The organism is Croceicoccus naphthovorans, assembly GCF_001028705.1.
Taxonomy (GTDB): Bacteria; Pseudomonadota; Alphaproteobacteria; order Sphingomonadales; family Sphingomonadaceae; genus Croceicoccus; species Croceicoccus naphthovorans.
Map to the genome: position 1 here is coordinate 1,402,492 of NZ_CP011770.1, position 26,518 is coordinate 1,429,009.

Genomic DNA, 26,518 nt, shown 5'->3' on the forward strand with positions numbered 1-26,518 from the left:
GGTCTCTCGTCATGCTGGCTTGGGCGCGGCTTTTGCCTCTGCCTTGGCCTTTTTCTCTCGGCGAGCCTGAATTTTCTCGTGGTCGGGTTCTTCCGCCGGCGAATAGGAAATCACGGTGTCGCCCGGGCCCGGAGTGGGGCGGGCGGCATGGGTGAAGAAGCGCAAGTTGCCGTCCTTGCGCACCAACAGCAGGAAGTCGGCCTCTGCCGGAAGGGCGGCGCGGGCAGCGTCCAGGTCGAACTTTTCTGACAGGCGCGTCTTGCGGAATTCCCATCCCTTTTGCTGGCGGCGATGCATTTCGTTCATGTCGACGCCTGACTGGAACAGGGCCCGCCCACGGATCGACGGGGGAAGGGAGCGGGGATCGTCGTGGTGGCCTGTCTCGCCCAACTGATAGACCGAATCGCGCCCGATTTCCGGGGCGAATTCATTACAGACCAAGGCGTTATAAGCCTCGTTCTCCGTCGCGGCGACCAGTACCTGGAATTGCGACAGGTCAAGCGAATGCTCGGTCGCTTCGGCCAAAATTTCGCCGTGATAGGTCGAAAGCCCTTGCTGACGCGCGGCCGACAGGCGCCACCAGCTGGTATCGGCGATGGTCACCGGAACTTTCATCGCGTTCAGATCTCTTGCCAAGGCAATCGACCAAGGCGTCGCCCCGACCAGCAGCAGCCCGGGCGACGTCGATCCGGTGACTTTTAGCCAGCGCGATACCGGCGCGACGGTGAAGCCGTGTGCGACGATGGTGGCGACACAGACCGCGAAAGACAGCGTGATCAGGATCGTACCATCGGCATAGCCAAGGTCCGACAGGCGCAATGCGAACAAACCGGAAATTGCGACGGCCACGATACCGCGCGGGGCGATCCATGCGAGGAACAGCCGCTCGTTCCATGGGATGGGGCTGAACGCAAGGCTGAGCAGCACGGTTGCCGGGCGGACGAGAAACAGCACGGCCAGCAGGAACAGTCCGAACTGCCATTCCAGCGCCTCGATAGCTTCGATCTCCAGCGACGAAGACAGCAGGATAAAGATACCGGAGACGAGGATCACTGCGATATTCTGCTTGAACGGATGAATGTCGCGCAGGGAATCGACGTTCATGTTCGCCAGTGCCACGCCCATGATCGTCACCGCGACAAGCCCGGTTTCCTGCTGGATCATGTTCGACCCGACAAACAGCGCGACCACCACCACCAGCAGCACGGGCGCCTTGAGGTATTCAGGCACGAACCCGCGCGGAAAGCTCCACGCGATGAGCCAAGCGGCGGCATAGCCCAGAACCGCGGCCGCGAGTGTGGCAAAGGCCAGTCCCGGCAGGACGTCGATCAACGTGGCCCCATTGGCAGAGGCGCGGAAGTACTCATAGGCCAGCACCGCGCACATCGCACCGAATGGGTCGTTGACGATGGCTTCCCATTTGAGCACCGCGGATGGCCGCTGTGCCACGCTGGATTGCCGCAGCATGGGGAGTACGACCGTCGGCCCCGTTACCACCAGGATGCCCGCGAAGAGGATCGAAACCGGCCAGACCAGTCCGGCAATGTAATAGCAGGCCAGCGATCCGAAAAACCATGCGAAAGGCACACCGAAGACGACAAGCCGCCACACCGCGCTGCCAGTTCTGCGTAGTTCCCGGAAATCGAGGCTGAGCCCGCCTTCGAACAGGATCAGCGCGACCCCGATGGAGATCATCGGTTCGAGCAATTCGCCAAAGGCATGGTGCGGATCGATGATTCCCAGCGCCGGCCCGGCGAGAAAGCCCGCCCCCAGCATCAGCACAATGGCGGGCCAACCGGTCCGCCATGCCACCCACTGCGCGCCGATGCCGAGAATGCCGACTAGCGCTATGACCAGAGCTTGTTCTTCCATTACCCCTCGAAGCTGCCACGCCGATGCGCGGCAGGCAAATGCGAAGGCCCGACTAGGCCCGTGCCTTGTGTAAAGGCGCAGCGGCAAAAGGAGTTCCCGAGAATCGGGACCAGGCAGTGCCAGAAGGCCTGCGCGATCAATCGTGATATGGGGAAAATGGTGGACGCACTAGGGCTCGAACCTAGGACCCGCTGATTAAGAGTCAACAGAAATATTAAAAATCAATCACTTGTCTGCATTCGTTCACATTATCTATCAACAGAAATCGACAACAAATCCTATGTTTGCATAATGGGACACAACCCAAAAGTGGTCACACGCCTTTAGCACATTCCCTTTTACACCTCGCGGCTGCAGTCAGCATATCAGGTACTGCGAAATGGCAAGTTTTGCACCCAGCCTGTCAATGGCCGGCGGTAGTCGCGCAATGACTGATATCGACTTCGCGCACCGAGTTAGCTAACCGGTGACTAGCCATCTGAACCAATCGATCTCGGTGAGTCTTACTCGCCCATCTTAACCTCGTCACGCACTTCGGGGCCGATAGGACGTTCGACAGCGTTCGCAGCCTTCTGCAGCAGTTCTGGCGTTAGATCGGTCGTCCGTGCGGAAAGCGGTGTGCCGTCGCCCATCTCCCCGTTTTTCTCGATGTCTTTGAGCAGCAGTTCCATTTCGGCAATTTCCTTTACCTGAGCCTCGATGATGGAATCGGCCAGCTTACGCACACGCGGGTCGGTTATCTCGGCGCGGCTGCTCGTCAGGACGGCGATCGAGTGATGCGGAATCATTGCCGACATGTACTCTTCATCGTTGATGGTTGCCTGACTGCGAACCAGCCAGAGAGCCACCGCGAACACCAGCGCGCCAACGCCAAGGATGACGATGTTCTTCGTCTTGTCCTTGTACATGCCCCACATGAAAAGGAGCATGACGATCATCATCATGCCGCCCATCACGAAGGTCATCCAGAAACGCGTTTCGCTCCAGAATACATGATCGAGCTCGAACGTGTTGAGATACATCAGGCCGAACATGATCGCGGTCGAGGTCGCAACCATCGCCATGAAGCGCCAGTAATTGCCGCCGCCAACGTGGTTGTGCTGGTGATCTGAATGATGTGTTCCGGCCATGCCGATCCTCCTGTTTCGCCAATTTGAATCGCGTTCGGACAAATAACCGGCCACGACCGGGGAGGTTTCCCGAACGCGCTACGAACTAGCTAGCTTCGGAAGCTTGAGCCCGCGCAGCCGCAGGGCATTTGCAATGACCGATACCGAAGAAAGGCTCATCGCCGCAGCCGCGATCATCGGATTGAGAAGAAGGCCAAAGGCGGGGAACAACACGCCCGCTGCCACAGGGATGCCGAGCGCATTGTAACCGAATGCGAACATCAGGTTCTGGCGGATGTTGCGCATGGTGGCACGCGACAGGACGATGGCCTGAAGGACACCGGTCAGGTCACCGCGGACCAGCGTGACGCCGGCGCTTTCGATCGCCACGTCGGTGCCGGTGCCCATCGCAATGCCGACGTCCGCAGCCAGCGCGGGCGCGTCGTTGATGCCGTCACCCGCCATCGCAACGCGCTTGCCGGATGCCTTGAGAGCCTCGACCTTACGATGCTTGTCTTCGGGCGAGACGTTGGCTTCAACCTCGTCGATACCGAGCTGGCGGGCCACGGCCTCGGCGGTGGCACGACTATCGCCTGTCAGCATGACCACTTCGATCCCACGCTCGTGCAGCGCCCGGATGGCTGCCGCGCTGGTTGGCTTGATCGGGTCGGCAACTGCTATCAGACCCGCCGGCGCACCATCAATTGCGACGAACATCACCGTGTGACCCTGCGAGCGGCCCGCGTCTGCGGAGCCAAGCCAATCCGCATCATCAATGCCGAGCCGGCGCATCAGCTTCTCATTGCCGATGGCGACGTTCTGCGATCCCACTCGCGCTTCGACACCCTCTCCGGTGGTCGAGGCCAGAACCGATGCAGCCTCGAAAGTCACGCCGCGCGCCTTCGCGCCTTCGACGATGGCATGGGCGAGGGGGTGCTCGCTGCCCGCTTCGACCGCAGATACGACAGCGAGGAATACCGCCTCGTCCAGCCCATCGCGAGGCGTCACCGCGACCAGATCAGGCTTGCCCATGGTGAGCGTGCCGGTCTTGTCGACGACAAGGGTATCGATCTTTTCCAAGGTCTCGAGCGCCTCGGCGTTGCGAATGAGGATGCCGTTCTGGGCGCCCTTGCCGGTCCCGGTCATGATCGACATCGGCGTTGCGAGGCCAAGAGCGCATGGACAGGCAATGATGAGAACGGCGATCGCGTTGACCAGCGCATAGGCCAGCGCCGGGAAAGGCCCCCAGATTGCCCAGACGATGAAGGTAACGACCGCGATCACGACCACCAAAGGCACGAACCAGGCCGCGACCTGATCGGCCAGCCGCTGGATCGGTGCCCGGCTGCGCTGTGCCTCGGCGACCATCTGGACGATCTTGGACAGCATGGTGTCTTTGCCGACAGCGTCGGCGCGCATCACGAAGCCGCCCGTCTGGTTTACCGTGCCGCCGATCACCTTGTCGCCAGCCTGCTTGGATACGGGCAGCGGCTCACCGCTGATCATGGATTCGTCGATGGCGCTCGCCCCCTCGGTCACTTCGCCATCGACCGGCACCTTGTCGCCCGGACGGACGCGGAGCAGGTCGCCGCTGACCAACTGATCGAGCGACACTTCGCGCTCGTCACTGGTGCCGAAGATCTTGAGAGACGGGCCCCATACGGAGATCATCAGTAGCAAGGCAGCTTTGTCTGTCACAGTATTCAATAGCGGACCGTCAGCAACCGGCCCAGGAGGTGCCGTAATTCACCGCCTGAACGAATGACCAGTTTTAACGACGATGCAAGGCGACACGAATTACGGCTTTGTTGGCGAAATGAGGCAATTCGCCAAGCTGCATCTGCAATGACATCCAGGACTCTCCATTATGTGGTCGGATCATTGCGAATGCGGTCGACCAGGTCATCCGTGGCCTCCATCAACAAGAGTGGCTCATCGGCCCACTCCTCGAGAGCCTCGACGAAGGCCGCCCGCGATGCCGCGTCATCGTATTTCATCTTGGCGTCTTATGCCCGCTGCCAGGTGTCTCTGTCGGGCCATTCGGCAACACCGATAAAGCGGCCCATATCGTCTCGGTGAAGGCGTGATCCTAGCGAGCCATAGCGCTGCCTGATATGTTCGGCTCCGCGACACCAGGCCTTTCGGAACTGCTCTTCCTTTCCCGGCTTGACCCGCCACCAGTAGGCCGCGACGAATGTCATTCGTCTTCCGGAACCCGGCTGATCATTCGCACCGGACAGCGTTGCACGCCGATGCTGGTGGGTACCAGCAGATCAACGTCGATCCCCCGGCATATCTGGCCGGGACCGTTCTGGTCGAAGGCGATCGTTTCCGAATAATTGAGGTTGGGACAGCTACCGAACGTTTCGAACAAGTAGGTCTCGCTAGGTCCGGTGTGAACGTAAATGCGGTCCGATCCGCGCTCGATATCAGGAGCATCGTTGAATCCGCTGACTTGCGACAAGAAGAAGCAGTCTCGCGACCCGGCTGGTGACGACTGGCTCGCGACATCATCGGATTGGGAATAGGCACAACCGGCCAAAGCCAACGTGGTTACGATGCCGAGCGAACGAATAGACACTGTGTTTCCTTTCCATTGCCCAACCGCAAAGAGGCGGCCGATCAACGACCGCCTCCGGCCCCACCTGTTGGTCAGACAGCAATCGTGGGGCCTCGCGTCGGCCCAGCACCATGTGCGCGCCGAGCCGAAAAGCGTCCATCAGTAAGGGATGCCCCAATAGCCGTAGACATGCATGCCATAGGCGCGGTCCCATGCAGGCTCTGAATTTTCGCGAATATATGGGCTGTTCTGCAGCGCATCCTCTTCCGCGGACACGATGTAGCCTCCCTTGTTCACGTCGTAATCCAGTGCTTCCCATGGAACGGGGCGCAACTCCTCACCCATTCCCAGAAAGCCGCCGAAGCTCATGACGGCATATTCGACCTGGCCGGTCCTCTTCCCGACCATGAAGCGGCGAATGCGCCCGATCCTCTCGCCATCTGGACGATAGACGTTGGTCCCTTCCACCCTGTCGGACGCAATGAGGTTATGGCCCTCGTCCCTGCCGATCTCACGACGGGCATCATCGAGGTTCTTCGTGGTAGGACTTACCACGTCATTCATTTCTGTAGTGTCAACCACCTTGTCCTCCTGCGACAATGATGGCGGATGCTCCGGTTTGGTCTGCGCCGTAGCCAATGTAGCAGCGACGGCAGCATCTTTCGCGCCATCCTACATTGGAATGATGCATGAGCAGGCAATCGGTTCCGAAAGAACGCAATTACGGCATCCGCGAATTCCTCAAAGGGTTGCGGGAAAGCCGGAGCAAGGCGTCTCGGGACTAATCCCGCTCGTGGACTTTAGCGCGCGAGATATGCGGGGCCGGTGATCCCGACCCCGCATATCCGGTTACGATTAGCCAGCGTAGTAGAAAGCGATCGCTACGATCGGTCCCACGACAATCAGCACGAACAGGCCCGCATTTCGCAGGTCGTGCAGATTGAAGCGGTTGATGTGATCACGCTTGAATGCGGTATATTGCCGGGCAAGATGCTCCTCGCTGGCGATCATCGCTTGATCCATGGCGGTTAGTTTCTTGCGGAACAGCGCGAGAAGTTCGGCTAGTTCGGTCTCGGCAAGGTCGGGGTAGCGGGCCAGAAGTTGCTCGGCACGCGTGCGGGTTCCGGCCCCTGCGGGGGCCGCGATAGTATCGGTCATCTCTGTAGATCCTGTCTGGAGGAAACAGACCGCGCAGGGGGCGCGGTCGTTTGGCTTCAGCAGGCAGGCGGTGCGCGCAGCGGTGGGCGCAGGCGATGCCGCGTTGGCAAGACGGGGCACGCGGCGTGAACGATGCGAACGACTGGGGCCGCAAGCGGAGTGCGCGCGAAGATTCCGACTGTGCTGGGGACCGGCCCGCTCGGCAGAGGCACGATCCGGCACGCCACTTCCGCCCGGACCGAGGCGAGGATGCAGTCGGGCGCAGAAACCGAAAGTGCGGAAAGCCCTGTGTGGCCCGCTACTACCGGCCTGTCGGTAAGGGCAAGGCCATGCGCCGATTGCGCGCTGATCATCAGCAGCGCGAAGGCCAGCAGCGGATGCAACAGGCGCGCTACCGCGCCGGGTCTGACGCTAGTCACGGCAATTACGACTTCGTCGCGCTACCACGCCGGCGAGCGCAGTTGCCTCGGCAATGCTGGGCAGGGTTCGGCATTGTTTAGCGATCCATTGGTAAGACGGCGCACAGCATTATACCGTGCTGACCGCCGATCAAGCGCCGATTGCGTTGGGAGCGACTATCTCGCCACTGTTACAGCTGATCTGACCTGTCAGGCCTAAAACGGCCAGAGATGCGATGTCTGCCCTGCCGCCTCGACGCGATTCATTATGCCAATCTTGATTTGATTCTTTCGAACGCAATTGGGTGCCTGGGCGGCTTTTCGTGCTCAGACCCCGACATTCGACCGTCTCTTGTCGGCCCACTCATACATGCTGCGATTGATACAGGCTCCATCTACCGATCGCCGCTTCGCTGCGCCCAATCGAGGAGCTTAACCCTATCCCACTATGCGGCTTTCTTTAGTCGCCGGTTTCGCTGGACCATGTTCAACATCTCGACCCCGACCGAAAAGCCCATCGCCGCGTAGATATAGCCCTTCGGCACGTGGAAGCCGAAACCATCCGCGATGAGGACAAGGCCGATCATCACAAGGAACGCGAGAGCAAGCATCACCAGCGTCGGGTTCTTCTCGATGAAGCGGGCCAGCGGATCGGCCGCAACCATCATAACGCAAACCGTGATCACGACGGCCGTCACCATGATCGGGATTTCGTCGGTCATGCCAACCGCGGTAAGGATCGAATCGACCGAGAAGACAAGGTCGATGGCAATGATCTGCGCGATGACCGCCGCAAAGCTTGCCTTGACCGCATCACCGACGCCCGGTGTCTTGTCCAGCAAATCGCCCGAGTTATCGGCTGGCTCCATCGAGTGGTGGATTTCCTTGGTGGCCTTCCACAGAAGGAAGAGTCCGCCCGCCAGTAGGATGAGGTCGCGTCCAGAAAAGGCAGTTTCGAACGTGGTCTCGCCGTACTCGTTCGGTGCTCCGCTGATGCCAAGATCGAAAAGCGGCGTCTGCAAGGTGACGATCCAGCCGATCAACATCAACAATCCGATGCGCATAATAAGTGCCAGCGACAAACCGATCCGCCGCGCGCGGCTTTGCTGTTCCGCCGGCAACTTGTTCGAAAGAATGGCGATGAAGATAAGGTTGTCCACCCCAAGGACGACCTCGAGCGCGATAAGTGTGAGCAGCGCCAGCCATGCGGCGGGGTCGGTGAGCAGGGCCAGCAAATCCATTCGATGCACCTAGTTTCTATCTGAAATGACGACAATCCGTCTGCCGCCAACGGCTTCATATCATTGTCGTCGTAAATCGTGGTTTGCAAGCATTGCGCGATACCGTCATTCAGCACATCTGCAGATCAGCCGGACCAGACATGCCAAACAGCGTTACACAGCAACTCTACAGCTCTGATGTTCTCGCCTCGATCGCGTTGCTGACCATATTGGCCGCGATTCAGCTCATATTGAGCCGGGCCCTTCGCCAGAGAGGCGACCTGACCCAACCTATCGTCAGGCGCTGGTCGGCAAATACGCGGAACTTCCTGATGCTCGTGGCCCTCGTGGGCCTCATCATGATCTGGGCGCCGCAACTCCGAACCTTCGCGCTTTCGCTAACGGCATTTGCCGTCGCGGTTGTCGTGGCGATGAAGGAACTGATCCTCTGTCTTTCGGGGTCGGCCCTGCGAACCTTTACCCGGGCCTATGCGGTCGGCGACTTTATCGAACTAGGCGGAACGCGCGGTGAGGTGCTGGACCATAACCTGCTGGTGACGAGACTGGCCGAGTTCGAAAGGCGCGAAGGTTCGATGTTGGCAACGGGACGCGAAGTGATCCTGCCTCACAGTCTTCTGTTCGGAACACCGCTTCGGGTAGAGGCCGCAGTTGCGGGCCAGTTGCGGCACACGATTCAATTGACGTTCGAGCCGAAAGGCAACCTTTTCGCTGCTCAAAGCGAAATCCGGAAAGCTGTTCTCGCGGTCATGGGAGAGGGTGGAGGCAAGGTAACAGACCGGGTCGAGGTTGCCCTCAGCACCAGCGACATCGGCAAGTATCGTGTGGAGATCAAATTTCCGGTCACCCCGAATCTGGTGGGGCAAACCGAGCAAGCTGTGATCTGTGCCGTTGGCAATCTCGCTCACGGATTGCGAGACAGGTGCGAAAGCGACGCAGACGACACCATCGCAAAAACCACGAGCGGCGGAAGCGTCCCGCCGCAAAAAGGGGTGATCTAGCCGCGCGCCAACCTGTTTCGCGTTGCCTGGAATCGAAATTTGCAACAAGCGCCTCCATGACTTTCAGGTGGTCTGAAGGCGCGAGGGCGACCGCAATTATTTTGTTAGCTCCGGACAGATGCAAGTGATGGTCGTACCGTCTAATTTCGGCTTTGGCGAAGATGAATGAAAGGCCGGCACGGCCGTCGTCCGGGCGAGGCGGACGGGTGCGCCTGCATCTTGTTGTTCTCGGACCGGCGCTCATCGTCGTCTCGCCGATCGTCGGCCTGTTGCCCGGCCCCGGGGGCGTATTCGTACTGGCGGCGGGCGTGGGGCTTTCGCTGCGACACATCAAGGTGGCGAAGCGGACATATGTGCGGATCAAGCGGCGTTGGCCGCGTATCGGCGAACTTTCCGACATGGGGCTACGCCGTCCAAGTCACTTCCGGCGAAAACGCAAGAGACGTCTGCTGGACCAAGACGGTTCTCTGTGAAAGCAACGAGCGGCATAATTTGCGCCGAGGCAACATGCTTCCTGAACGAATTCTATTGGCGGTTTGGCACGCCGCGACCGCGCTGGCTATTTACGGCCTGAACATAATCGCCGGTGTCGTCGTAGCACTGGTCTTTGTAGACCCCGCAATTTTGCTCGGTCTGACAATCGTGTTTGCGCTCGTGTGCTGGGCCGCTCTGGCATATGTCTGGCAGAGCGGGTCACGTAGAGGAATGCCGCCGGTTGCCAGATATACGTACCTGTTCGCTGCGGGGCTGATCGGGTTGGATGTCCTGATCGCGATTGCATCTTATTGATTGCCATTGTCCCTGTAAGTGATCCGGGCCATCTATCGGTCATGATCGCAGTGGTGACGATCGCGGAGTTTTGCCTGTATGACTTCGAGGGAAACTACGGCGCTTCGAGCGTTGCGTGATGAGTGCGAGACCTACGAAGCGGGTTGGTCGGACAGCGCGTATCGCCTACTGTATGGCGCCATCGGATGGCCATGGCTCCTCTACAGTCTTTGGGGTGGTTCGAAGGCCAGCAAGCGGCGGCTGCTGAACCGACTGAACCTTCCGGACGATGCACTTCCAAATCTGGGAAGCTGGAAGGCAGACACCAGTTTTCTGCATAGAATAGTCGATACCATCGAAGCGCAGCGCCCCAGAACCGTAGTCGAATTGGGCGCGGGGGCGTCGACGCTCGTCTGTGCAAGGGCCCTTCAGATGAACGGCGGCGGCAGTCTGCACAGCTTTGACCAGCATGCCCAGTTCGTGTCGGCCACCAACGATTGGCTCGATGATTTCGGGGTACGAGCCCATATCCAACACGCGCCGCTTCGAGCCCGAATAGGGGATTGGCCCGGCGCGTGGTATGATCTTCCGGACGTTCCCCACTCGATAGACCTGTTGATCATCGATGGTCCCCCTTGGGCCATCCACCCGTTTGTCCGCGGTGCCGCAGAAACCCTCTTCGATCGTCTTTCCCCCGGCGGCGTGATACTCCTTGACGATGCCGCGCGGCCCGGTGAGCGTATCGTTGCGCGGCGCTGGACAGAGCGTTGGCCGGACATCGGGTTCAGACGTCTGCCGGGGGGCAGCAAGGGAACGTTGCAGGGCCGGAAGATGCAGCTTGGCAAAGTCCTGGCTTTCCCTGAGCGGGCTGGCCGAAAAAGCTCGTCAGGCTGGCGACGAGCAGCTGCGGCACTGGCATTGCTGGCAATGGGATGGGCAGCACACGATCTGGTCGAAAATCTGACCCGACCGGCCTATGCAGCGAGCTTTGTGGACGAGGCAAATGCATCGTATTCGACAAGCTTGGTCCGCGAGGCCATGCAATCGCAGGTCGAGACTGCCGTTCTCGATCGATCGGAAATTGCGAGATCGTTGGGGATTGTCCTGCCGGGCATCCCCACGTCATGGCGTCTGGCAGATGTGCAGGTGTTCCCCTCGGATGGAGGAAACTCTGTCGCGCTGGTACTCTATACCGATCGACTGGAGCGAGTGGTCCTTTACGCACGCCGCGCAGAGACTCCGGCAGAAGCCGCCCCACTCACTGAAAGCAGGGAAAATCGAAACCTTGCCTATTGGGAAACCGGGCCATTTGCTTATGCGCTGACAGGAGAAGTCGAAACTTCGCGAATCTTGCTCTTGGCGTCGACAATGGCTTCGTTGCAAGCAAGGGGCGTTACTGCCGTAGCGTTGTAAATGCTGAAAAGGTTGTTCCAGACTGCATCTGATGGATTGGCCCGGCGACTGAAGCTGATCCGAAAGCAGTTCAAATCACCACCAGGCCGGAGGGGATTCTTGTCAGCGATCAGTTGAGAGCCTCAACGATTAATGTTTCGCAATGTCCAGAAACTGAGGCTGGCCAGCGCTCCCAGAATGATAAGGCTCAGGCCGGTTATCGTGAGAACGATTTTCCAACCGGGACCGCCGACTTTACCGGAATGGAGAGGATAGAATTTCTCGCTGACGCTTTGCTGGTCGAACGTGCCGTCGGGTGCATCGATAGTGACGGTCCCGGATCGGGCAATGCGCACATACGTCCTGCCATTAGGGGTCCATTCAAATGGTTGGCGCAGGCGCAATGTCGCCCCCTCATCCGATAGCTGAAGTCTGCGGATTTCCGCGTCCGGGAAATTGCGTCCGGCAATGTCGAAGAATCCAGACATGTCGTCCGGAGTCAGGCGGGCTTCGAGTGTCCGGGATAGCGAGGACCGTTCCGGCAAGGGAGCGACGATGGCTGCAGAGACTGGCTCAAAAATCATGGCGCTGCCCGTCAACATTGTCAGCAACAGGAATGGTGTCATGACAATGCCGAGATCGCGATGCTGGCGAATAATGGCACTTCGCGAAATGCGCTTGGGCCAGAGCCGGAAAGAGAATGTCCTGCGCGTGCGCCACCACAGGATCGCGCCCGAAACAACGAAGAGGACACCTGCGATACTCGCTATGCCAACGACGATCTCGCCTGCCTCACCGGCAAAGAGATAATGATGCAGATCGAAGATCCACAACTCGGGACGGCCCCAAACGCTGCCCCACTGATCGACGACCGCTCCGGTATGATCGAAGTAGGCGCCGCTTCCGTCGTTGTAGGCCGCCTGATGCAGCCCTAGTTCGTCGCTGGCGAAGGTAATGCGGGTCAGGCCATCGTGATGCGCCGATGCCACCTTTACCGTCCGTGCGAGACTGGACGGTGAAGCCTCTATAGGCGTATCCGCGCCTGGCAGACCGATCCACTCACCCTCCCAGATCAGCGCGATGCCTGACAGGCCCATGACGATCAGGATCAATCCGATCGTCGCTCCGGCCCATCGGTGCAACGTGGCCAACAAGGCCATCAGAACTCGCTTTGCAGCGAAAGCGTAAATGTGCGCCCGCGCCCTGCGAAATAGCGGGAGTTGTCGAATGTCCGCACGGTATCACTGTCGTAGGTCAGGTAATATTCGTCGAGAGCATTCTGGATACCCAGCGAGAGGAGGCCAAACCCGGTCCGATAGCCGAGATAGGCGTCGAGCAGCGTGTACCCGTCGAATGCACTCTCGGGCACCTGCCCCTTGAACGTGCGAGAAAGATAGAAGCGTGCCTGTGCCCGTGCGCTGAAACGGCCCTGGGCGTAGTCGGCGGCCAGATTGAGGCGGTCGGGCGAGATATTGGCTCCGTCCAATTCGGCTTCTAGCACGCCGTCGCCGTCGTCATCGGTCCTGCCGATGAGGTGGCTGTAGGCGACGGATACGTCCAGACCGGGGACGGGTGTTCTGGTCTTGAGGCTGAGCTCCAGACCTTCGATCTCAACCGGAGCGCGCACGACCTCGAAAATGCCGTCTCCGGTCAGTACCAGTCGCGATCCAAGCTCACTGGAAGACCAGAAGTAGCTTGCGCTCGCCTTCACCGGACCGCGTTCGACCTCGGCACCCAGTTCCCGGTTGTTGGAGATTACCGGTTCGAGCGAGAGGTAGTTGTCGATATCGACGCCCTGCTCGGTAATCCCCCGCAGAATGCGGCCTACGTCGGCGATCGTGTAGCCCTGCGCGTAGCTGCCGTAGGCGCGAACGCCGTCAATCGGCTCGACGATGACGCCGCCGTTGAACAGCGTCTTGCTGAAAGACGGATTGCCGCCCCCAACGATGACGGGTTCGTAGGTAGAGATGTCGCTTGCATCCGTCGCGCCGTAGGAGGCCAATGTTTCGTAGTCGGCGACCTTCAGTTTCACGTCCTCATGGCGCAGTCCGCCCGCAAGGCGCACCAGGCCGTCGGCAAGCTTGAGGTTCGCCTGAGCGAACGGCGCGTAGCTGCGAAATTCGGTTTCGGGCACCCATGCGCGGCCTGTCTGGACTAGGGTCTGTTCGGTTTTGTCGATCAAGGCGTCAAAGCCCAGCGTGACAACCAGATCGTCAAAGCCGGGGACGGACCTTTCGTAACTGACCTTGCCGCCGATCTTGCGTGATTTGTTGGCCGACTGGTCGAACAGTTGTCCGGTCGGATCGATATCGGGGTCCTGGAACGTGGCAAAGGTGCCGCCGCCGAAGGTGTCCTGCGTGCGGTTGTAGAACCCTTGCAAGGTGAAAGCGCCGCCGCCGAGTTCGCTGTCGGTGAGCGAAAGCGAGAGCATGTCCGCCTTGTTTGAAGGAGGATCGCCCGGCGTTTCGCCTTTCGTGCTGGACGCGGGTCGGCCCGCGCTCCTGTCGCCGGGAACGATGACGTAGTTGTTGTTACCCTCCAGTTCGAAATGATTGGCAATCAGTTCGATGCGGGCATCGGGCGAAAGCTGATAGCCGATCCGTCCGAAAACCGACCAGCTATCACTGTCCTGAATTTCGCCCTGCGTACCATCGACGCCGATGCGATTTCCTGCGCCGTCAACAAACGCTCCGCGTCGTTCAAATGCGCCACCGACAGAGGCATCGAGCGCCCCGCTGCGCCACCCGGCCAGTGCGGCAACCTTGCCGCCAAGCGCTTCGCCATCGAAGCCATCTGCTGCCGTTCCCTGCAGCAGGGTACGAACGGTCATGCCGTCGGCCTTCGGTGCGGGGACAGTGACCTGATTGACGACGCCGCCGGTTCCGCCAATGCCTTGCAGGGCGTTCGATCCGTAGATCACTTCGACTCTGTCGATGAAGAACGGGTCGATGGTGTAGCCGTCGCGCGAGCCGTCACGAACGGGCGTCGACTGAGGAATACCGTCGATCGCATAGAGAGGTGAACGGCCACGCAGGCTTTCACCCGCGCCGCTCAACTTTTCGCGCGTCGGAGAGAAGGATGGCAGGAGGGCCGATACGGCATCTACCGTCGAACCAGAAATGACCAGTTGCCGGTCCAGGGTTTCGGCGTCGATCACGTCAATCGTCAGGGGAAGAGCGCTGACCGGCAATTGCGTTCGTGCGGCGGTCACTACGATGTCTGACGTGGCATCCTTCGTTGCCTGACTTGCGGCATTCGCCTGGTCTGCCGTCTGTGCGATTGCTGGTGCCGCCAGGGCTAGAGCCGACGCCGAATACACGAAAAGCTGACTGATACGCATGTTTCCTCCTCTGAACGGGAGGGCCACTAAGGCTAATGAGAATGGATTGCAACAGTGTGTCTAAGTTCCGGACCGCGGTGCCGAAAGCTGACGTCCCACTTCCGGAAGGGTGCGGCGATTTCCAAAATTGCTCGGGATAAGCTGCGATAGCAGCCGACGTTCGCTTTCACTGCTCCAGCGCGGCAGCCAGATCCTTCAGTTTCGCCCTGCCGTCACCGCGCCATGCGCTACCGTGCATGCAGGCCAGTACCTTGGGCTCAAGTGCGGCCAATCGGTTCAGGACCGCGTCGGTGTCTGGGCTAGCGCGAACGCGGATGATTGCCTTCCGCCACGTTCGAGCGCATCTTGGGCCATGGCCGATCTGTCACTCAGAATGACGCTGATCAAGCGTGGCTTCGTTGCCCGCGCCGCGGGCCTTGTTGTCGCATCGTGCTGGGTTGCATTTCAAATCTCAGGTTTACCGGTCGCTGGAACTGCGTTCGAAGGGATTTTCCTGGGCGCATTCCTTGCCTCGCCTTGGGCATTTGCGGTGCTGCTGGCGTTTTTGCTGTTCCCAGAGTTGCTCAACAAGCACATCGTTATGGTTTGCATTGCTGGCCCCATAATCGTTTGGGCCACTGCCTACATGACAGTTCTTTATGGAGACTGGTTTCCTCCGACCTATATGGAACCTGTTATCGTCGCGAGCATCGTCGCGAGTGGCGTTTTTTATGCGCTGAACAGGAGGCCAAGCCGCCGCTCCCCCGCGCCAACGACCAGCGTTTGAGCGTGCCCGCATTCGGGCGTTTCACGACTGACAGTTTCCCAGCTTCAGTGGGATAGAAGCTCTATGTTTTCCGATCCTCAGCATCGGGCGGGGCCGGGAGATATTGGAAGTGCGTCGGATCCGATGGAAGTTCGCCATCTGTACCGTTGGCATTGATACCGCGCCAGCGACCGGTCAGGTCCTGATAGGCATGCCTTCCGCCTTTGCTGTACTTTGCACTATAGGTCCAAAGCGGCTTCATGTTTGGCGCCATGCTGATCGGCAACCATTCGTTCGTGTGATTGTCTTCGGATTGTCTTGGCATTGCCGAGGAGTGATAAGCAGCCGGATTCAGGTAAGTCTACGGTCCGATTGCTTTGAAAAATGACAGTTTCGGTCATCGGTGCTTTCGCGACCATTGATCGAGCCTTACCGGTCCGTACTCCCCGAAACGTGCTTGCTTGCGCGGCTGATACCAGAAGATTAGTTCTTCGGTTTTCAGGGAGTCGTTGGGATGATCGTTCGTCCGGCTTGCGGGTTTTCTGCGATCGCTCTGCTGACCGCTTGTGCCACCACTGATCCCGGTTGGACAGGTTCTGGCGCGGAGCCTTTCGATCAGGCGCTTGCAGACTGCCATACGCAGGTGGACGTGATCCCCGAACAGGTTGGGCGCGAGGCTGCCTTGGATCGGTGCATGGCTGCCAAGGGCTGGACCCGCGGCTGAGAGACTTCAAAGATGCACGTTCAACCTATCGGGCTTCACGCCCAGCTCGCTTGATTCTGCGAACGGGCTGCGTCAATATGATATGTTCTGGCCTGACGGGTACCGTCGCGAGTCGGCATTTCCTGCGCTTGCGATCAAGTTCTGCAAGAAAGGATCGGAGATCATGGAGAAGTTTCGCATTGAACTTTCCGACGATAGAACCGGCAAGCACGAGACGATCAGGTTCGAAGCGGAGGACGCATCAGGTGCACTCAACGTCCTGAGTACGCACGATACCGGATATCATGCGGAACTTTGGCAAGGCGATGAACTTGTCTGCAAATTGAGCCAGAATGCGCAAGCCGATGGCGTATGGCTGGTGGATTCATAGACCTCTGCCAAGCAAGATGCTCACGCGGTGCGGCTACCGGATGTCCACACAAGGCGATTTGTCATCCGACGGACAACACCGATCGACGACGCGGTGCGGTGCTTAGTTTCTGCTTGCACCGTCGACCTGCTTGCCATGTTGGATGCGGCGCTGGCCAAAGATGCAAATGACCGCTTGAGGCCGACTTACCGGAATGGTGGCTGCGACAGGTGAACTGTTCGTACGAACGCCCGATAAGTCAGCCTCGGCTATCCAAAGCAGAAAGTCGGCACACAGCTCATTATTGCTCCCTCTCACAGGCCATGGGCGCAACAAGCCGAGGCCTCGATCTGCAGAGCATCTACTGAAAACGAGCCGTCCGCCTGGATCGCGAAATACGTCTGGATCTGTGCCGCCGCGGACTTCTGAAGCGAGCGGATCGCGATCCGATGCGCTTCGGGCGTGCGCATTCGGTCGACCCATGAAATATAATCCATGGTAATTCGCCGCTTTTCGGTTTTTCTGAGACGGAACCCCGCGTTGGCCATCGCACTCGTCCATTCGCTCTCGTTTCGGTTGCGAACGTGTGAGGGGTCACGCAGCAACTCAATCGCCTGAAGATGCGTGTCACATGACGCGTATTCGGACGAGACCACGTCGAAGAACATGGCGATGCCGCCCGGTTTCAAGACTCGGCGCGCTTCCCGCAATCCGGACTCCCAGTCGCCCCAGTGGTGCGCGGAAAAGCGGCAGGCGAGCATATCGAAAGTGCCATCTTCGAACGGCAAACATTCGGCCCGCGCCGTACAAGTTTCAATGTTCGGCAACCCACGCTTCTCCGCCTCGACGGCAACGACTGCGAGCATCTCTGGGGAGAGATCGACAGCGGTGACGCGGCGGGCATGTTCGGCCAGTCGATACGCTGCATGACCGCCGCCCGTGCCAAGGTCGAGCGCCCGGTCGGGCCTTGCTTGCGCGGCCACCGCCGCCAAGACGTCGAGATCTGCGCCATTCGCGTGTATCGAACTTGCGACATAAGCTTGCGCCTGTTCGCCAAATTGCGCCTGAACGGCGCTTTCATGCGTGCGTGTCATATGAATTGCCTCCTGTACCGCAATGGAAGCGCAGTAGTCAGCCTGTTACAAGATATGCAATTATCCTGTTATAAGGATGCCTATGGAATACGAAGACCCGCGCAAGCAGCTCGGAAAATTCATTCGGGCGCATCGAGAAAGAATGCCGCCTGAAGGAATCCTACGCCGAAGTCGCACGCCCGGTTTGCGGCGAGAGGAATTGGCCGCGCGTGCCGGTATTGGTACTACATGGTGCGCGTGGATCGAGCAGGGACGCGAGGTCAATGTCTCGCCGGAGGCGCTGAACCGTCTGGCCAAAGCGTTGGAGCTGACCGCAGCGGAGCGTCGGTATCTGTTCGAATTGGGCGGTCGTCGCGATCCTGACGCTCCAATGGACACGACGGCACCGGCACCTGCCTCGGTGCTGGCAATGGTTTCGGCGCAGACATCCCCTGCCTACGGGTTGGACAGTCTCTGGAACGTGACCTGCTGGAATGGCGCGGCGCAAAATTTGTTCAGCGGTTGGCTGGATCGCGATGAAGATCGCAACCTACTTCGTTTTACGTTTCTCTCAACCTCGGCCCGGTCGTTAATTGTCGACTGGGAGGAGCGGGCCCGGCGGCTGATCTTCGAATTCAGGGCAGACTGCGCTTCGATCCTGAACGATCCTGCCCTCGCGACTATAATTGAAGAGTTGAAGGCCAAATCGGCTTTCTTCGCGAACGAATGGGAGGCGCAAGGCGTAGTCGCGCGTGAGGGCGGTATCCGTACTTTTCTCCACCCAGAAGAGGGTGAACTGACCTTCAAGCAATGTACTTTCAATGCTGCGGAGCGGCCGGATCACAAGCTTGTTGTGCTCATCCCGGTCTGAGATTGGCGTGGACGCGAACTTAGCCATTTTCATCGTCGCAGCCTTGCATCGGAGCCTGCGCGGTAGACGTGACAATTGAAGCGCCAGTGCCGCCATCCACCGACGGGGGTGCAAGGACAGTTGCGCGATCGACAATCGCTAACATTCCACCGCCTAACGCGCCGATCAAAGGAACGACCGGTCCTCCCAACTGTTCGGGTTTTAAGCGCAAGCAAAGGACTTTCCGATGACCGACACCCCCAAATGCCCATACACGACGACCGATGCAGGCATCCGCGTGCAAAGCGATGAGCATTCGCTGACCGTGGGGCGCGATGGGCCGATAGTGCTCAATGACCACTACCTCATCGAGCAAATGGCGAACTTCAATCGTGAGCGCATTCCCGAGCGGCAACCGCACGCCAAGGGATCGGGGGCCTTCGGCTACTACGAGACAACCGCCGACGTTTCGAAGTATACGAGGGCAAAGATTTTCCAGCCCGGCGCCAAGGCGGAGTGCGCCGTCCGGTTCAGCACCGTGGCAGGGGAGCGCGGCAGCCCGGACACTTGGCGCGATCCCCGCGGCTTTTCGGTGAAGATCTATACCGAGGATGGCAATTTTGACATGGTCGGCAACAACACGCCGATCTTCTTCATTCGTGATCCACTCAAGTTTCAGCATTTTATCCGCAGCCAGAAGCGACGCGCCGATAACGGTCTGCGCGACCACGATATGCAGTGGGACTTCTGGACGCTCAGCCCAGAAAGTGCGCATCAGGTAACCTATCTGATGGGCGACCGTGGTATCCCCAAAAACTGGCGCGAGATGAACGGCTATTCCAGCCACACATACATGCTGATCAACGAAGACGGTGAGAAGTTCTGGGTCAAGTTCCACTGGCACACCGATCAGGGAACCGAGAGCGGCAATGCCCACCTCACGCAAGATGAAGCCGATCGCATGGCCGGGATCGACGGTGACTTCCACCGCCGCGATCTGTTCGAGGCGATTGCCAAGGGTGACCACCCCAGCTGGACGCTGAAATGGCAGATTATGCCGTTTGAGGAGGCGAAGACTTATCGGATTAATCCGTTCGACCTCACCAAGGTATGGCCCCATGACGACTATCCGCTGATCGAGGTCGGCAAGCTGACGCTGACCGAGAACCCGGTCGACTGGGATACGCAGATCGAGCAGCTTGCATTCGAACCGAACAACATGGTGCCGGGCATCGGCCTGTCTCCAGACAAGATGCTGCTTGCACGCGGGTTTTCCTATGCCGATGCGCATCGCGCGAGGTTGGGCGTCAACTACAAGCAGATCCCGGTTAATCGGGCGAAGAACGCCGAGGTTCACAGCTATTCGCGCGCGGGTAAGGGGCGGACGGTGAACGCGGTCGACCCGGTCTATGCACCCAATTCGTATGGCGGCCCCGGCGCGGAGCCGCAGGTGGGCGGCGAAGCGACGTGGATGTCGGATGGCGACATGGTGCGCGCGGCCTATACCCTCCGCGAGGACGACGACGACTGGAGTCAGGCCGGTGCATTGGTGCGCGAGGTTATGGATGATGAACAGCGGGATCGCTTTGTCGATAACGTTGCCGGTCATCTGGCCGATGGCGTCAGCGAACCGATCCTTGTTCGTGCCTTCGATTATTGGCGCAATGTCGACAAGGATATCGGCGACCGCATCGAGAGAGCCACGCGAGACCTGATCGGCGGCAAATCCGAAGCCCCCGGCATGGCGAGTGCGAAATCAATCGAGGGCTACTCGGGTATTCCGAGTACCTCGTCACTCGCTAAGGGCGAGGGGCAGATGGGGGCGAACCAAGATCTGCGCGAGCCACAATCAGCAAAATAGCAATTTGTTCTAGGTATTAGTCATCCAGGCCGATACCGGCTCCGGTGAAACGCTTCAGAATGACTCTCGTCCGATTGCAACACGGACTGGCGGCACGCCCTCTTTAGCGGATCACGCCGCTATCAATTGGTGGTCGTGAACCGCACCGAGATTGCCGGAGGCTATTTGGTTTGAGTTACGCTGCCACGGATTTGTCGTCCAGCATGGCATAATATCGTTCTTCGGCTTCGGCGGGTGGGATATTGCCGATCGGCTCCAGCAATCGCCTTTTGTTGAACCAGTTGACCCATTCCAGCGTGGCATATTCAACAGCTTCGAAGGATCGCCATGGTCCGCGCCGGTGGATCACTTCTGCCTTGAAGAGACCGTTGATCGTCTCGGCCAAGGCATTGTCATAGCTGTCGCCGACGCTGCCAACCGACGGCTCTATTCCGGCTTCGGCCAGGCGCTCGCTATATCGGATCGAGACATACTGGCTGCCACGATCGCTGTGGTGGACAAGGCCGCCCCGATGGACAGGCCGCCGATCATGGATCGCCTGCTCCAGGGCATCCAGCACGAAGTTCGCATGAGCCGTCCTGCTCACACGCCAGCCCACGATATAGCGGGCATAGACGTCGATCACGAACGCGACGTAGACGAACCCCGCCCATGTCGCGACGTAGGTGAAGTCTGATACCCACAGCATGTTGGGCGCCGGAGCATGGAACTGGCGGTTCACCTGGTCGAGCGGACAGGGCGCCGCCTTGTTGCTGATCGTCGTGCGCACGGGCTTGCCGCGGATCACGCCCTGCAGGCCAAGATCGCGCATCAGCCGCTCCACCGTGCATCGCGCGATGTCGAAGCCTTCGCGCTTCATCTGCCGCCACACCTTGCGGACGCCATAGACCCCGAAGTTCTCGCCGAACACGCGCAGCACCTCGGGCTTGAGGGCCTGATCACGACGCGCTCGGGCCGACAGCCGCGAGGGATCATGCCGCTGCGCGACATGCTCGTGGTAGGTGGATGGGGCGATCGGCAGAACACGGCAGATCGGCTCGACCCCATAATCGTTGCGATGCTCGTCGATAAACGCGATCATCGTTTGGACGGGCGGTCGAGCTCCGCCTGGGCAAAATATGCCGATGCCTTGCGCAGGATCTCGTTGGCCTGACGCAGCTCGCGGTTCTCCCGTTCCAGCGCCTTTAGCCGCTCTGCCGTCTCGGTCGTGACACCGGCTCGTTGGCCGCGATCAACCTCGGCCTTCTTTACCCACTCGTTCAGCGTCTGCGCTGCACAGCCGATCTTGGCGGAAACCGAAAGGATCGCAGCCCAGCGGCTCTCATGCCCACCGGCGTTGTCCATAACCATGCGAACCGCACGTTCGCGAACCTCGGGAGAATATTTGTTCGTCGTCTTGCTCATGATGCTCCATCCTACTCAGGAGTTGGAGCCTCCGGCAATCTCGGTGCGGTTCAGTCTATATCTCGCCCAGCTATCCCGGTGCCTATGCCATCGTCGAGGACGGAGCTGTCCGCCGGGTTTCGGTTGGTCAGAACTCCGACGTAAAGCTGATAGAGGGGATCGGTATCGGCTCTACCCGCGCCGACATCGACGCCAACCTTCCCGGTTTTCGTGAAACCCCGCACAAGTACATCGAAGGCGGCACATACCTGACCGCGCCCAATGCCGACAGCGGCGACCCGGCGGTGCGGTTCGAACTGGATGCGGACGGCAAGGTCACCGAAATGCACGTCGGCACGATGCCGGTGCTGGGCTATGTAGAGGCGTGCTCCTGATCGTTCAGCCGCAGCTATCGTCGGCGCCGATCGCATCCCACATGCGGTCGATATCGGCGGGCAGGCACAGGTCGGTACCGGGGGTAAGAACGGCGGCGGTGCCCGCGGCCATGCCCCGGCGGAACGCGTCGGCGGTGCTCATCCCGCTGGCAAGGCCGTGGACCATCCCAGCGACAAAGCTGTCGCCCGCGCCGGTCGCGCTTTGCACCGGAACGTCCAGCCCGGCGCGGCAGAGCGAGCCGCTCTCGTCCGCCAGCACGGCCCCGCGATGGCCAAGGGTGACGGCGACGATCCGGGCCTTGCCGCTGCGGACAAGGCCGTGCGCAGCGTCGCCGATGTCCGCAGGGCCGCCGAACTTGCGCCCGGTCAGCGCCTCGAACTCGCCAAGGCTGGGCTTGATAAGGGCGAGGCCGCCGGTCTCGATCGCGGCAGCAAGGGCGGGGCCGGAGGTGTCGAGGACCATGCGCACGCCTCGACCGGCGCAGGTGTCGGCAAGGCGGGCGTAGAAGTCGTCAGGCACGCCGCGGGGCAGGGAACCGCTGGCCACCAGCCACTCGCATTCGGCGGTGGCGGCGAAGTCGAGCACCGATTGCCACCCGGGCGGTGAGAGTTCCGGGCCTTGGGGTACGAAGCGGAACTCCTGCCCGCTGCTGCGTTCGAACACGGCAAGGCTCATGCGGGTCTGGCCCGACACCGGGATGCAATGGCGCGGTACGCCGATGCGGTCGATCAGGTCGTCCAGCAAGCCGCCGCTGGCCCCGCCCGCGCAATAGGCGGCGGTGACCGGCGCGCCAAGGCGGTGGAGGACGCGGGCTACGTTGATGCCGCCGCCGCCGGGGTCATAGCGTTCGTTGCCGGTGCGGATCTTGTGCGTAGGGCGCACGACATCGGCCTCGCAGGCTCCGTCGATGGCGGGGTTGAGTGTAACCCGTCTTATTCACGGGGTTGGCTACGAAGGGTTGGCGGGAGTGGCATAAGCCTCTGATCTGAATTAGGAACTGGGTGTCTACACCGGCCCTGCTGCAGGGCAGAAAATGCCACAGGCCACACCCGCCATGAACGACGATATCGCAAGCCCCTTCCGATTCCCAGCGGTCGACCGCAAGAAAGTCACAGCCGCGTTCGACGGTGGTCGGCTCACTTCGGACGGCGGCGTTCTGTTGCTGTCGCAGGCCGAGCGCGCGATGGGTATCTGCCAGCGGCTTGCGACTTGCATTGCCGATCCGCGCGATCCTGCGCGGGTGATCCATCGCCTCGACGACATCCTGCGTGCCCGCGTGTTCGCGATCGCCTGCGGCTATGAGGATGCCGACGATCTCGATGCCCTGCGCGACGATCCGGGCTTCCGCCTGGCCCTGGGCAAGCTGCCGGGATCGGGCGCGGGGCTGGCCAGCCAACCGACGATGAGCCGGTGGGAGAATGCACCGATCACGCGCGAGTTGGCGAAGATGCTGGCCGCGATGATCGACATCTACTGCGCCAGCTATCCGGCCCCGCCGGCGGCGGTGACGCTGGATATCGATGATACCTGCGATGTCGTCCATGGCTATCAGCAGTTGTCGTTCTGGAATGGTCATCATGGCGAGCGTTGCTTCCTGCCGATCCATGTCTACGACACCGCCACTGGCCGGCCGGTGGCGATGCTGCTGCGCACCGGCAAGACACCGTCTGGTGTTGAAGCTGCCGGTCACATCCGGCGCCTCGTGCGCCACATCCGCCGGCAATGGCCCGAAACGCACATCACCATCCGCGGCGACGGGCACTATGGGCGGCCCGAGGTCATGGCCGTCTGCGAGGGTTGCGGCGTCGACTACGTGTTCGGCCTGCCGACCAACGCCGTGCTACGCGCCGATCCCGAAATCGTCGTTGCCGCCGATGCCTGTGCGGTCAAACGCGCTCAGCGCCAGTACCCGGTCCTGCGCACCTATGCCGAGACCCGCTACGGGGCCAAAAGCTGGAAGTGCCAGCGCCGCGTCGTCGCCCGGATCGAGGCCAGTACGATGGGCATGGACATCCGCTATGTCGTCACTTCGCTGACCGAAGGCTCGGCCGAGCACATCTATGATACGCTCTACTGCGCGCGCGGTCAGGCCGAAAACCTGATCAAGCTGCACAAGACCCAGCTGGCCAGCGATCGCACCTCGTGCCGCTCTCCCAACGCCAATCAGATGCGCCTCATCCTGCACACCGCCGCATACTGGCTCCTGTGGCGCATTCAGCAGGAAATCCCCAAGGCAGCCTCGCTCGCGACCGCCGAGTTCGCAACGTTGCGCCTCAGGCTGCTCAAGGTCGCTGCCCGCGTCATTGAGAGCGCCACTCGCATCCGTGTCGCCTTCGCGTCAGCCTGTCCCGATGCCTCCGTTTTGAAAGCCATCGCCACCAATCTCAGGCCTGCACCTACTTAGGCGGTGCGGCTGTGCCGCCGAACTCCGAGCTCCATTCCATCAACCTCGAAAAGCCCATTGATCCTGACGCGGTGAAAAATGCCGTCGAAGACGCTCGCCCGGACTACGCCGCCAACGTCAGATCAAGGCCCATCCACTTCGCTGCTGCGGCCTCATGAATAAACCGGGGTAAGGGTGAGGATGCGGTCCATGGATCGGGTCATGCCGTAGCGGGGCGTACCGGCGCAAGCAGATCAGGCCCAAGCGGATTAGATGAGGGCATCCTCGCGGATCATCTGTGCTGCCTTTTCGGCGATCATCATCGTGGGCGCATTGGTATTGCCAGAAGTAATCGTGGGCATGACCCATGCGTCGACCACGCGCAGGGCTTGCGTGCCCATGACGCGAAGGCGGGCGTCGGTGACGCTGCCCATTGCGGCGGTGCCGACGGGGTGGAAGATCGTCGTCGCGATGTCGCCGATTGCGTGCAACAGAGAGGCAGCGTCAACGTGCTCCGGTCCGGGGCGAAGCTCTTGCGGCGCATAGCGGGCGAGCGCCGGCCGGTCGACGATGTGCCGGGTGAGGCGAACGGATTGGAGGGCGACGTCCCGATCAGCCTCTGTCGAAAGGTAGTTCGGGCGGATTGCAGGATGACTGGATGGATCGCTCCGCTCGATATGCGTCGAACCACGACTCGACGGGCGCAGGTTGCACACACTGGCGGTGAAGGCTGGAAAGCGATCAAGCGCGCCGCCGAATGCCTCAAGGCTTAGCGGTTGGACATGATATTCCAGATCGGCCGTCGCCACTCGCGGGCTGGACTTCGCAAAGACGCCCAATTGGCTGGGCGCCATCGCCATGGGGCCAGACCGCTTCAGCGCGTATTCGAGGCCGATCACGGCCTTGCCCCACAAGGTCGAGGCGCGAACGTTCAATGTCGATACGCCGGACACCGCCCATGCGCAGCGAATCTGCAAGTGGTCCTGCAAGTTCTCGCCAACCGCCGGGGCATGTGCGAGGGGATCGATGCCCAATTCTCGAAGGCGTTTGCCATCGCCAATACCGCTCCGTTCCAGAATGGCGGGGGATCCGATCGCACCGGCGCAGAGCAGGACTTCCGCATCGGCCCGCGCTTCGTGCCACGATCCGTTGGAAAGCCACCGTACGCCAACGGCGCGGAAGCCTTCGAACACGACGCGATCAGTCGTCGCGCCGGTCACGATGTGAAGATTGGCGCGCTTTCTGACCGGGCGGAGAAAGGCGTCGGCGGCGCTCCATCGCAGACCACCGCGTTGCGTCACTTCGAACAGGCCCGATCCGAAGTTGTCGCCGTCGTTGAAGTCGCTGGTTGGCGGAATTCCGGCCTGATCGGCCGCGCGTTGGAAAGCATCGAGGATGTCCCAGCGAAGCCGCTGGCGTTCGACCCGGATTTCTCCACCGCCGCCATGCGCGGGACCGTCGCCGGAAAAGTGGTCCTCCGCCCGTTTGAACAGCGGCAGAACATCGTCCCAGCCCCAACCGGGCAGTCCCATCTGTCGCCAGCCATCGTAATCGGCGGCCTGGCCCCGCATATAGATCATGCCGTTGATAGAGGACGATCCGCCCAGAACCTTGCCGCGCGGATAGCGGAGTGCGCGCCCGTTCAGGCCCGCCTCTTCGCGCGTGCTCATGCACCAATCGGTGCGGGGATTGCCGATGCAGTAGAGATAGCCGACCGGGATGCGGATCCAATGATAATTGTCCCGACCGCCTGCTTCCAGCAGGAGGACCCGAACCGACGGATTGGCGCTGAGGCGGTTGGCGAGAACGCAGCCTGCGCTGCCCGCGCCTACGATGATGTAATCGTACCTCTCCATCGCAAAAGGGCAGCACAATCGCGTGGCTTGGGCAAGCAAAAGCCGTGACTACCGGCGGCGAC

Annotated in this window: 23 protein-coding genes, 2 pseudogenes and 1 other annotated feature; of the genes and pseudogenes, 10 read left to right on the forward strand and 15 right to left on the reverse strand. The window is 60.5% G+C overall.

All coding sequences use genetic code 11. The features are described 5' to 3' along the window. Positions 1 to 9 precede the first annotated feature (9 nt). The 9 genes and pseudogenes from AB433_RS07045 to AB433_RS07085 all read right to left on the reverse strand — a co-directional run bounded on the left by AB433_RS07045 (position 10) and on the right by AB433_RS07085 (position 8,338). Complete coding sequence (locus AB433_RS07045; RefSeq protein ID WP_047820480.1) at positions 10 to 1,872, reverse strand: cation:proton antiporter; 1,863 nt, start codon at positions 1,870 to 1,872, stop codon at positions 10 to 12. Positions 1,873 to 2,375: 503 nt separating this feature from the next. After that, the gene (locus AB433_RS07050; protein WP_053059034.1) at positions 2,376 to 3,002 is read right to left on the reverse strand and encodes a DUF305 domain-containing protein; all 627 of its coding nucleotides are present in this window, start codon (positions 3,000 to 3,002) and stop codon (positions 2,376 to 2,378) included. 78 nt (positions 3,003 to 3,080) lie between these two features. Further along, positions 3,081 to 4,634, reverse strand: a pseudogene (locus AB433_RS07055) (copper-translocating P-type ATPase); the annotation flags it as partial. Positions 4,635 to 4,846: 212 nt separating this feature from the next. Next, positions 4,847 to 5,182, reverse strand: a pseudogene (locus AB433_RS07060) (antibiotic biosynthesis monooxygenase family protein). After that, positions 5,179 to 5,562, reverse strand: coding sequence for a DUF6491 family protein (locus AB433_RS07065; protein WP_156170712.1), 384 nt, complete (start codon positions 5,560 to 5,562; stop codon positions 5,179 to 5,181). Before AB433_RS07065 ends, AB433_RS07060 begins: the two are co-directional and overlap by 4 nt. A gap of 138 nt (positions 5,563 to 5,700) precedes the next feature. Beyond that, positions 5,701 to 6,123, reverse strand: coding sequence for a PRC-barrel domain-containing protein (locus AB433_RS07070; protein ID WP_245626608.1), 423 nt, complete (start codon positions 6,121 to 6,123; stop codon positions 5,701 to 5,703). A 273-nt stretch (positions 6,124 to 6,396) separates the two neighbouring features. Then, positions 6,397 to 6,699 (reverse strand): hypothetical protein, encoded by a 303-nt coding sequence (locus AB433_RS07075; RefSeq protein ID WP_047820482.1) that lies wholly within the window; start codon positions 6,697 to 6,699, stop codon positions 6,397 to 6,399. Between the two features lie 56 nt (positions 6,700 to 6,755). Continuing rightward, on the reverse strand, positions 6,756 to 7,118 hold the full coding sequence (locus AB433_RS07080; RefSeq protein ID WP_047820483.1) for a hypothetical protein: 363 nt from the start codon (positions 7,116 to 7,118) through the stop codon (positions 6,756 to 6,758). A 425-nt stretch (positions 7,119 to 7,543) separates the two neighbouring features. Then, positions 7,544 to 8,338 carry a TerC family protein gene (locus AB433_RS07085; RefSeq protein WP_047820484.1) on the reverse strand — a complete coding sequence of 265 codons (795 nt, stop codon included), beginning with the start codon at positions 8,336 to 8,338 and terminating at the stop codon, positions 7,544 to 7,546. Between the two features lie 92 nt (positions 8,339 to 8,430). On the opposite strand from AB433_RS07085, the gene AB433_RS19410 reads away from it, so the two are divergent. The 4 genes from AB433_RS19410 to AB433_RS07105 all read left to right on the forward strand — a co-directional run bounded on the left by AB433_RS19410 (position 8,431) and on the right by AB433_RS07105 (position 11,517). Then, positions 8,431 to 9,336, forward strand: coding sequence for a mechanosensitive ion channel domain-containing protein (locus AB433_RS19410; protein WP_156170713.1), 906 nt, complete (start codon positions 8,431 to 8,433; stop codon positions 9,334 to 9,336). Positions 9,337 to 9,542: 206 nt separating this feature from the next. Continuing rightward, on the forward strand, positions 9,543 to 9,809 hold the full coding sequence (locus AB433_RS07095) for a hypothetical protein (RefSeq protein WP_156170714.1): 267 nt from the start codon (positions 9,543 to 9,545) through the stop codon (positions 9,807 to 9,809). 55 nt (positions 9,810 to 9,864) lie between these two features. Continuing rightward, positions 9,865 to 10,125 (forward strand): hypothetical protein, encoded by a 261-nt coding sequence (locus AB433_RS07100; protein WP_047820485.1) that lies wholly within the window; start codon positions 9,865 to 9,867, stop codon positions 10,123 to 10,125. 78 nt (positions 10,126 to 10,203) lie between these two features. Then, positions 10,204 to 11,517, forward strand: coding sequence for a class I SAM-dependent methyltransferase (locus AB433_RS07105; protein WP_047820486.1), 1,314 nt, complete (start codon positions 10,204 to 10,206; stop codon positions 11,515 to 11,517). 122 nt (positions 11,518 to 11,639) lie between these two features. Here the strand turns inward: AB433_RS07105 and AB433_RS07110 are convergent, their stop codons facing one another. After that, positions 11,640 to 12,656 carry a PepSY-associated TM helix domain-containing protein gene (locus AB433_RS07110; protein WP_047820487.1) on the reverse strand — a complete coding sequence of 339 codons (1,017 nt, stop codon included), beginning with the start codon at positions 12,654 to 12,656 and terminating at the stop codon, positions 11,640 to 11,642. After that, complete coding sequence (locus tag AB433_RS07115; RefSeq protein WP_047820488.1) at positions 12,656 to 14,836, reverse strand: TonB-dependent receptor; 2,181 nt, start codon at positions 14,834 to 14,836, stop codon at positions 12,656 to 12,658. The genes AB433_RS07110 and AB433_RS07115 overlap by 1 nt, the downstream gene beginning before the upstream one ends. 352 nt (positions 14,837 to 15,188) lie before the next feature. On the opposite strand from AB433_RS07115, the gene AB433_RS07120 reads away from it, so the two are divergent. From AB433_RS07120 to AB433_RS07135, 3 genes are all read left to right on the forward strand, one after another. After that, a complete protein-coding gene (locus tag AB433_RS07120; protein WP_047820489.1) occupies positions 15,189 to 15,602 on the forward strand; it encodes a hypothetical protein in 414 nt (137 codons plus the stop codon). A gap of 493 nt (positions 15,603 to 16,095) precedes the next feature. Further along, positions 16,096 to 16,305, forward strand: a complete 210-nt coding sequence (locus AB433_RS07130) for a hypothetical protein (RefSeq protein WP_047820491.1) — start codon at positions 16,096 to 16,098, stop codon at positions 16,303 to 16,305. Positions 16,306 to 16,468: 163 nt separating this feature from the next. Continuing rightward, a complete protein-coding gene (locus AB433_RS07135) occupies positions 16,469 to 16,675 on the forward strand; it encodes a hypothetical protein (protein WP_156170715.1) in 207 nt (68 codons plus the stop codon). A gap of 293 nt (positions 16,676 to 16,968) precedes the next feature. Here AB433_RS07135 and AB433_RS07140 read toward each other — a convergent pair whose 3' ends face one another. Continuing rightward, positions 16,969 to 17,637 carry a class I SAM-dependent methyltransferase gene (locus tag AB433_RS07140; RefSeq protein ID WP_245626610.1) on the reverse strand — a complete coding sequence of 223 codons (669 nt, stop codon included), beginning with the start codon at positions 17,635 to 17,637 and terminating at the stop codon, positions 16,969 to 16,971. 193 nt (positions 17,638 to 17,830) lie between these two features. Here AB433_RS07140 and AB433_RS07145 point away from each other — a divergent pair, with 193 nt between their 5' ends. Both AB433_RS07145 and AB433_RS07150 read left to right on the forward strand, forming a co-directional pair. Continuing rightward, positions 17,831 to 18,598 (forward strand): helix-turn-helix transcriptional regulator, encoded by a 768-nt coding sequence (locus tag AB433_RS07145; protein ID WP_047820494.1) that lies wholly within the window; start codon positions 17,831 to 17,833, stop codon positions 18,596 to 18,598. A gap of 226 nt (positions 18,599 to 18,824) precedes the next feature. Continuing rightward, positions 18,825 to 20,438: a catalase gene (locus AB433_RS07150; RefSeq protein WP_047820495.1), complete on the forward strand. Its 1,614-nt coding sequence runs from the start codon at positions 18,825 to 18,827 to the stop codon at positions 20,436 to 20,438. Positions 20,439 to 20,613: 175 nt separating this feature from the next. Here the strand turns inward: AB433_RS07150 and AB433_RS07155 are convergent. Then, positions 20,614 to 21,842, reverse strand: a protein-coding gene (locus tag AB433_RS07155; protein WP_156170716.1) for an IS3 family transposase whose coding sequence is annotated in 2 segments (ribosomal slippage) — positions 20,614 to 21,554 and positions 21,554 to 21,842 — 1,230 coding nt in all. Because the reading frame shifts where the segments join, the coding sequence is not laid out codon by codon here. Next, positions 21,445 to 21,561: a sequence feature (AL1L pseudoknot), on the reverse strand. It overlaps the preceding gene by 117 nt. 378 nt (positions 21,843 to 22,220) lie before the next feature. After that, positions 22,221 to 23,153, reverse strand: coding sequence for a 1-phosphofructokinase family hexose kinase (locus tag AB433_RS07170; RefSeq protein WP_047820498.1), 933 nt, complete (start codon positions 23,151 to 23,153; stop codon positions 22,221 to 22,223). A 118-nt stretch (positions 23,154 to 23,271) separates the two neighbouring features. Between AB433_RS07170 and AB433_RS07175 the strand changes: the two genes are divergently transcribed. After that, positions 23,272 to 24,621: an IS1380 family transposase gene (locus AB433_RS07175; RefSeq protein WP_169749280.1), complete on the forward strand. Its 1,350-nt coding sequence runs from the start codon at positions 23,272 to 23,274 to the stop codon at positions 24,619 to 24,621. Positions 24,622 to 24,869: 248 nt separating this feature from the next. Here AB433_RS07175 and AB433_RS07180 read toward each other — a convergent pair whose 3' ends face one another. Beyond that, positions 24,870 to 26,456 (reverse strand): GMC family oxidoreductase, encoded by a 1,587-nt coding sequence (locus tag AB433_RS07180; RefSeq protein ID WP_047820499.1) that lies wholly within the window; start codon positions 26,454 to 26,456, stop codon positions 24,870 to 24,872. Positions 26,457 to 26,518 lie beyond the last annotated feature (62 nt).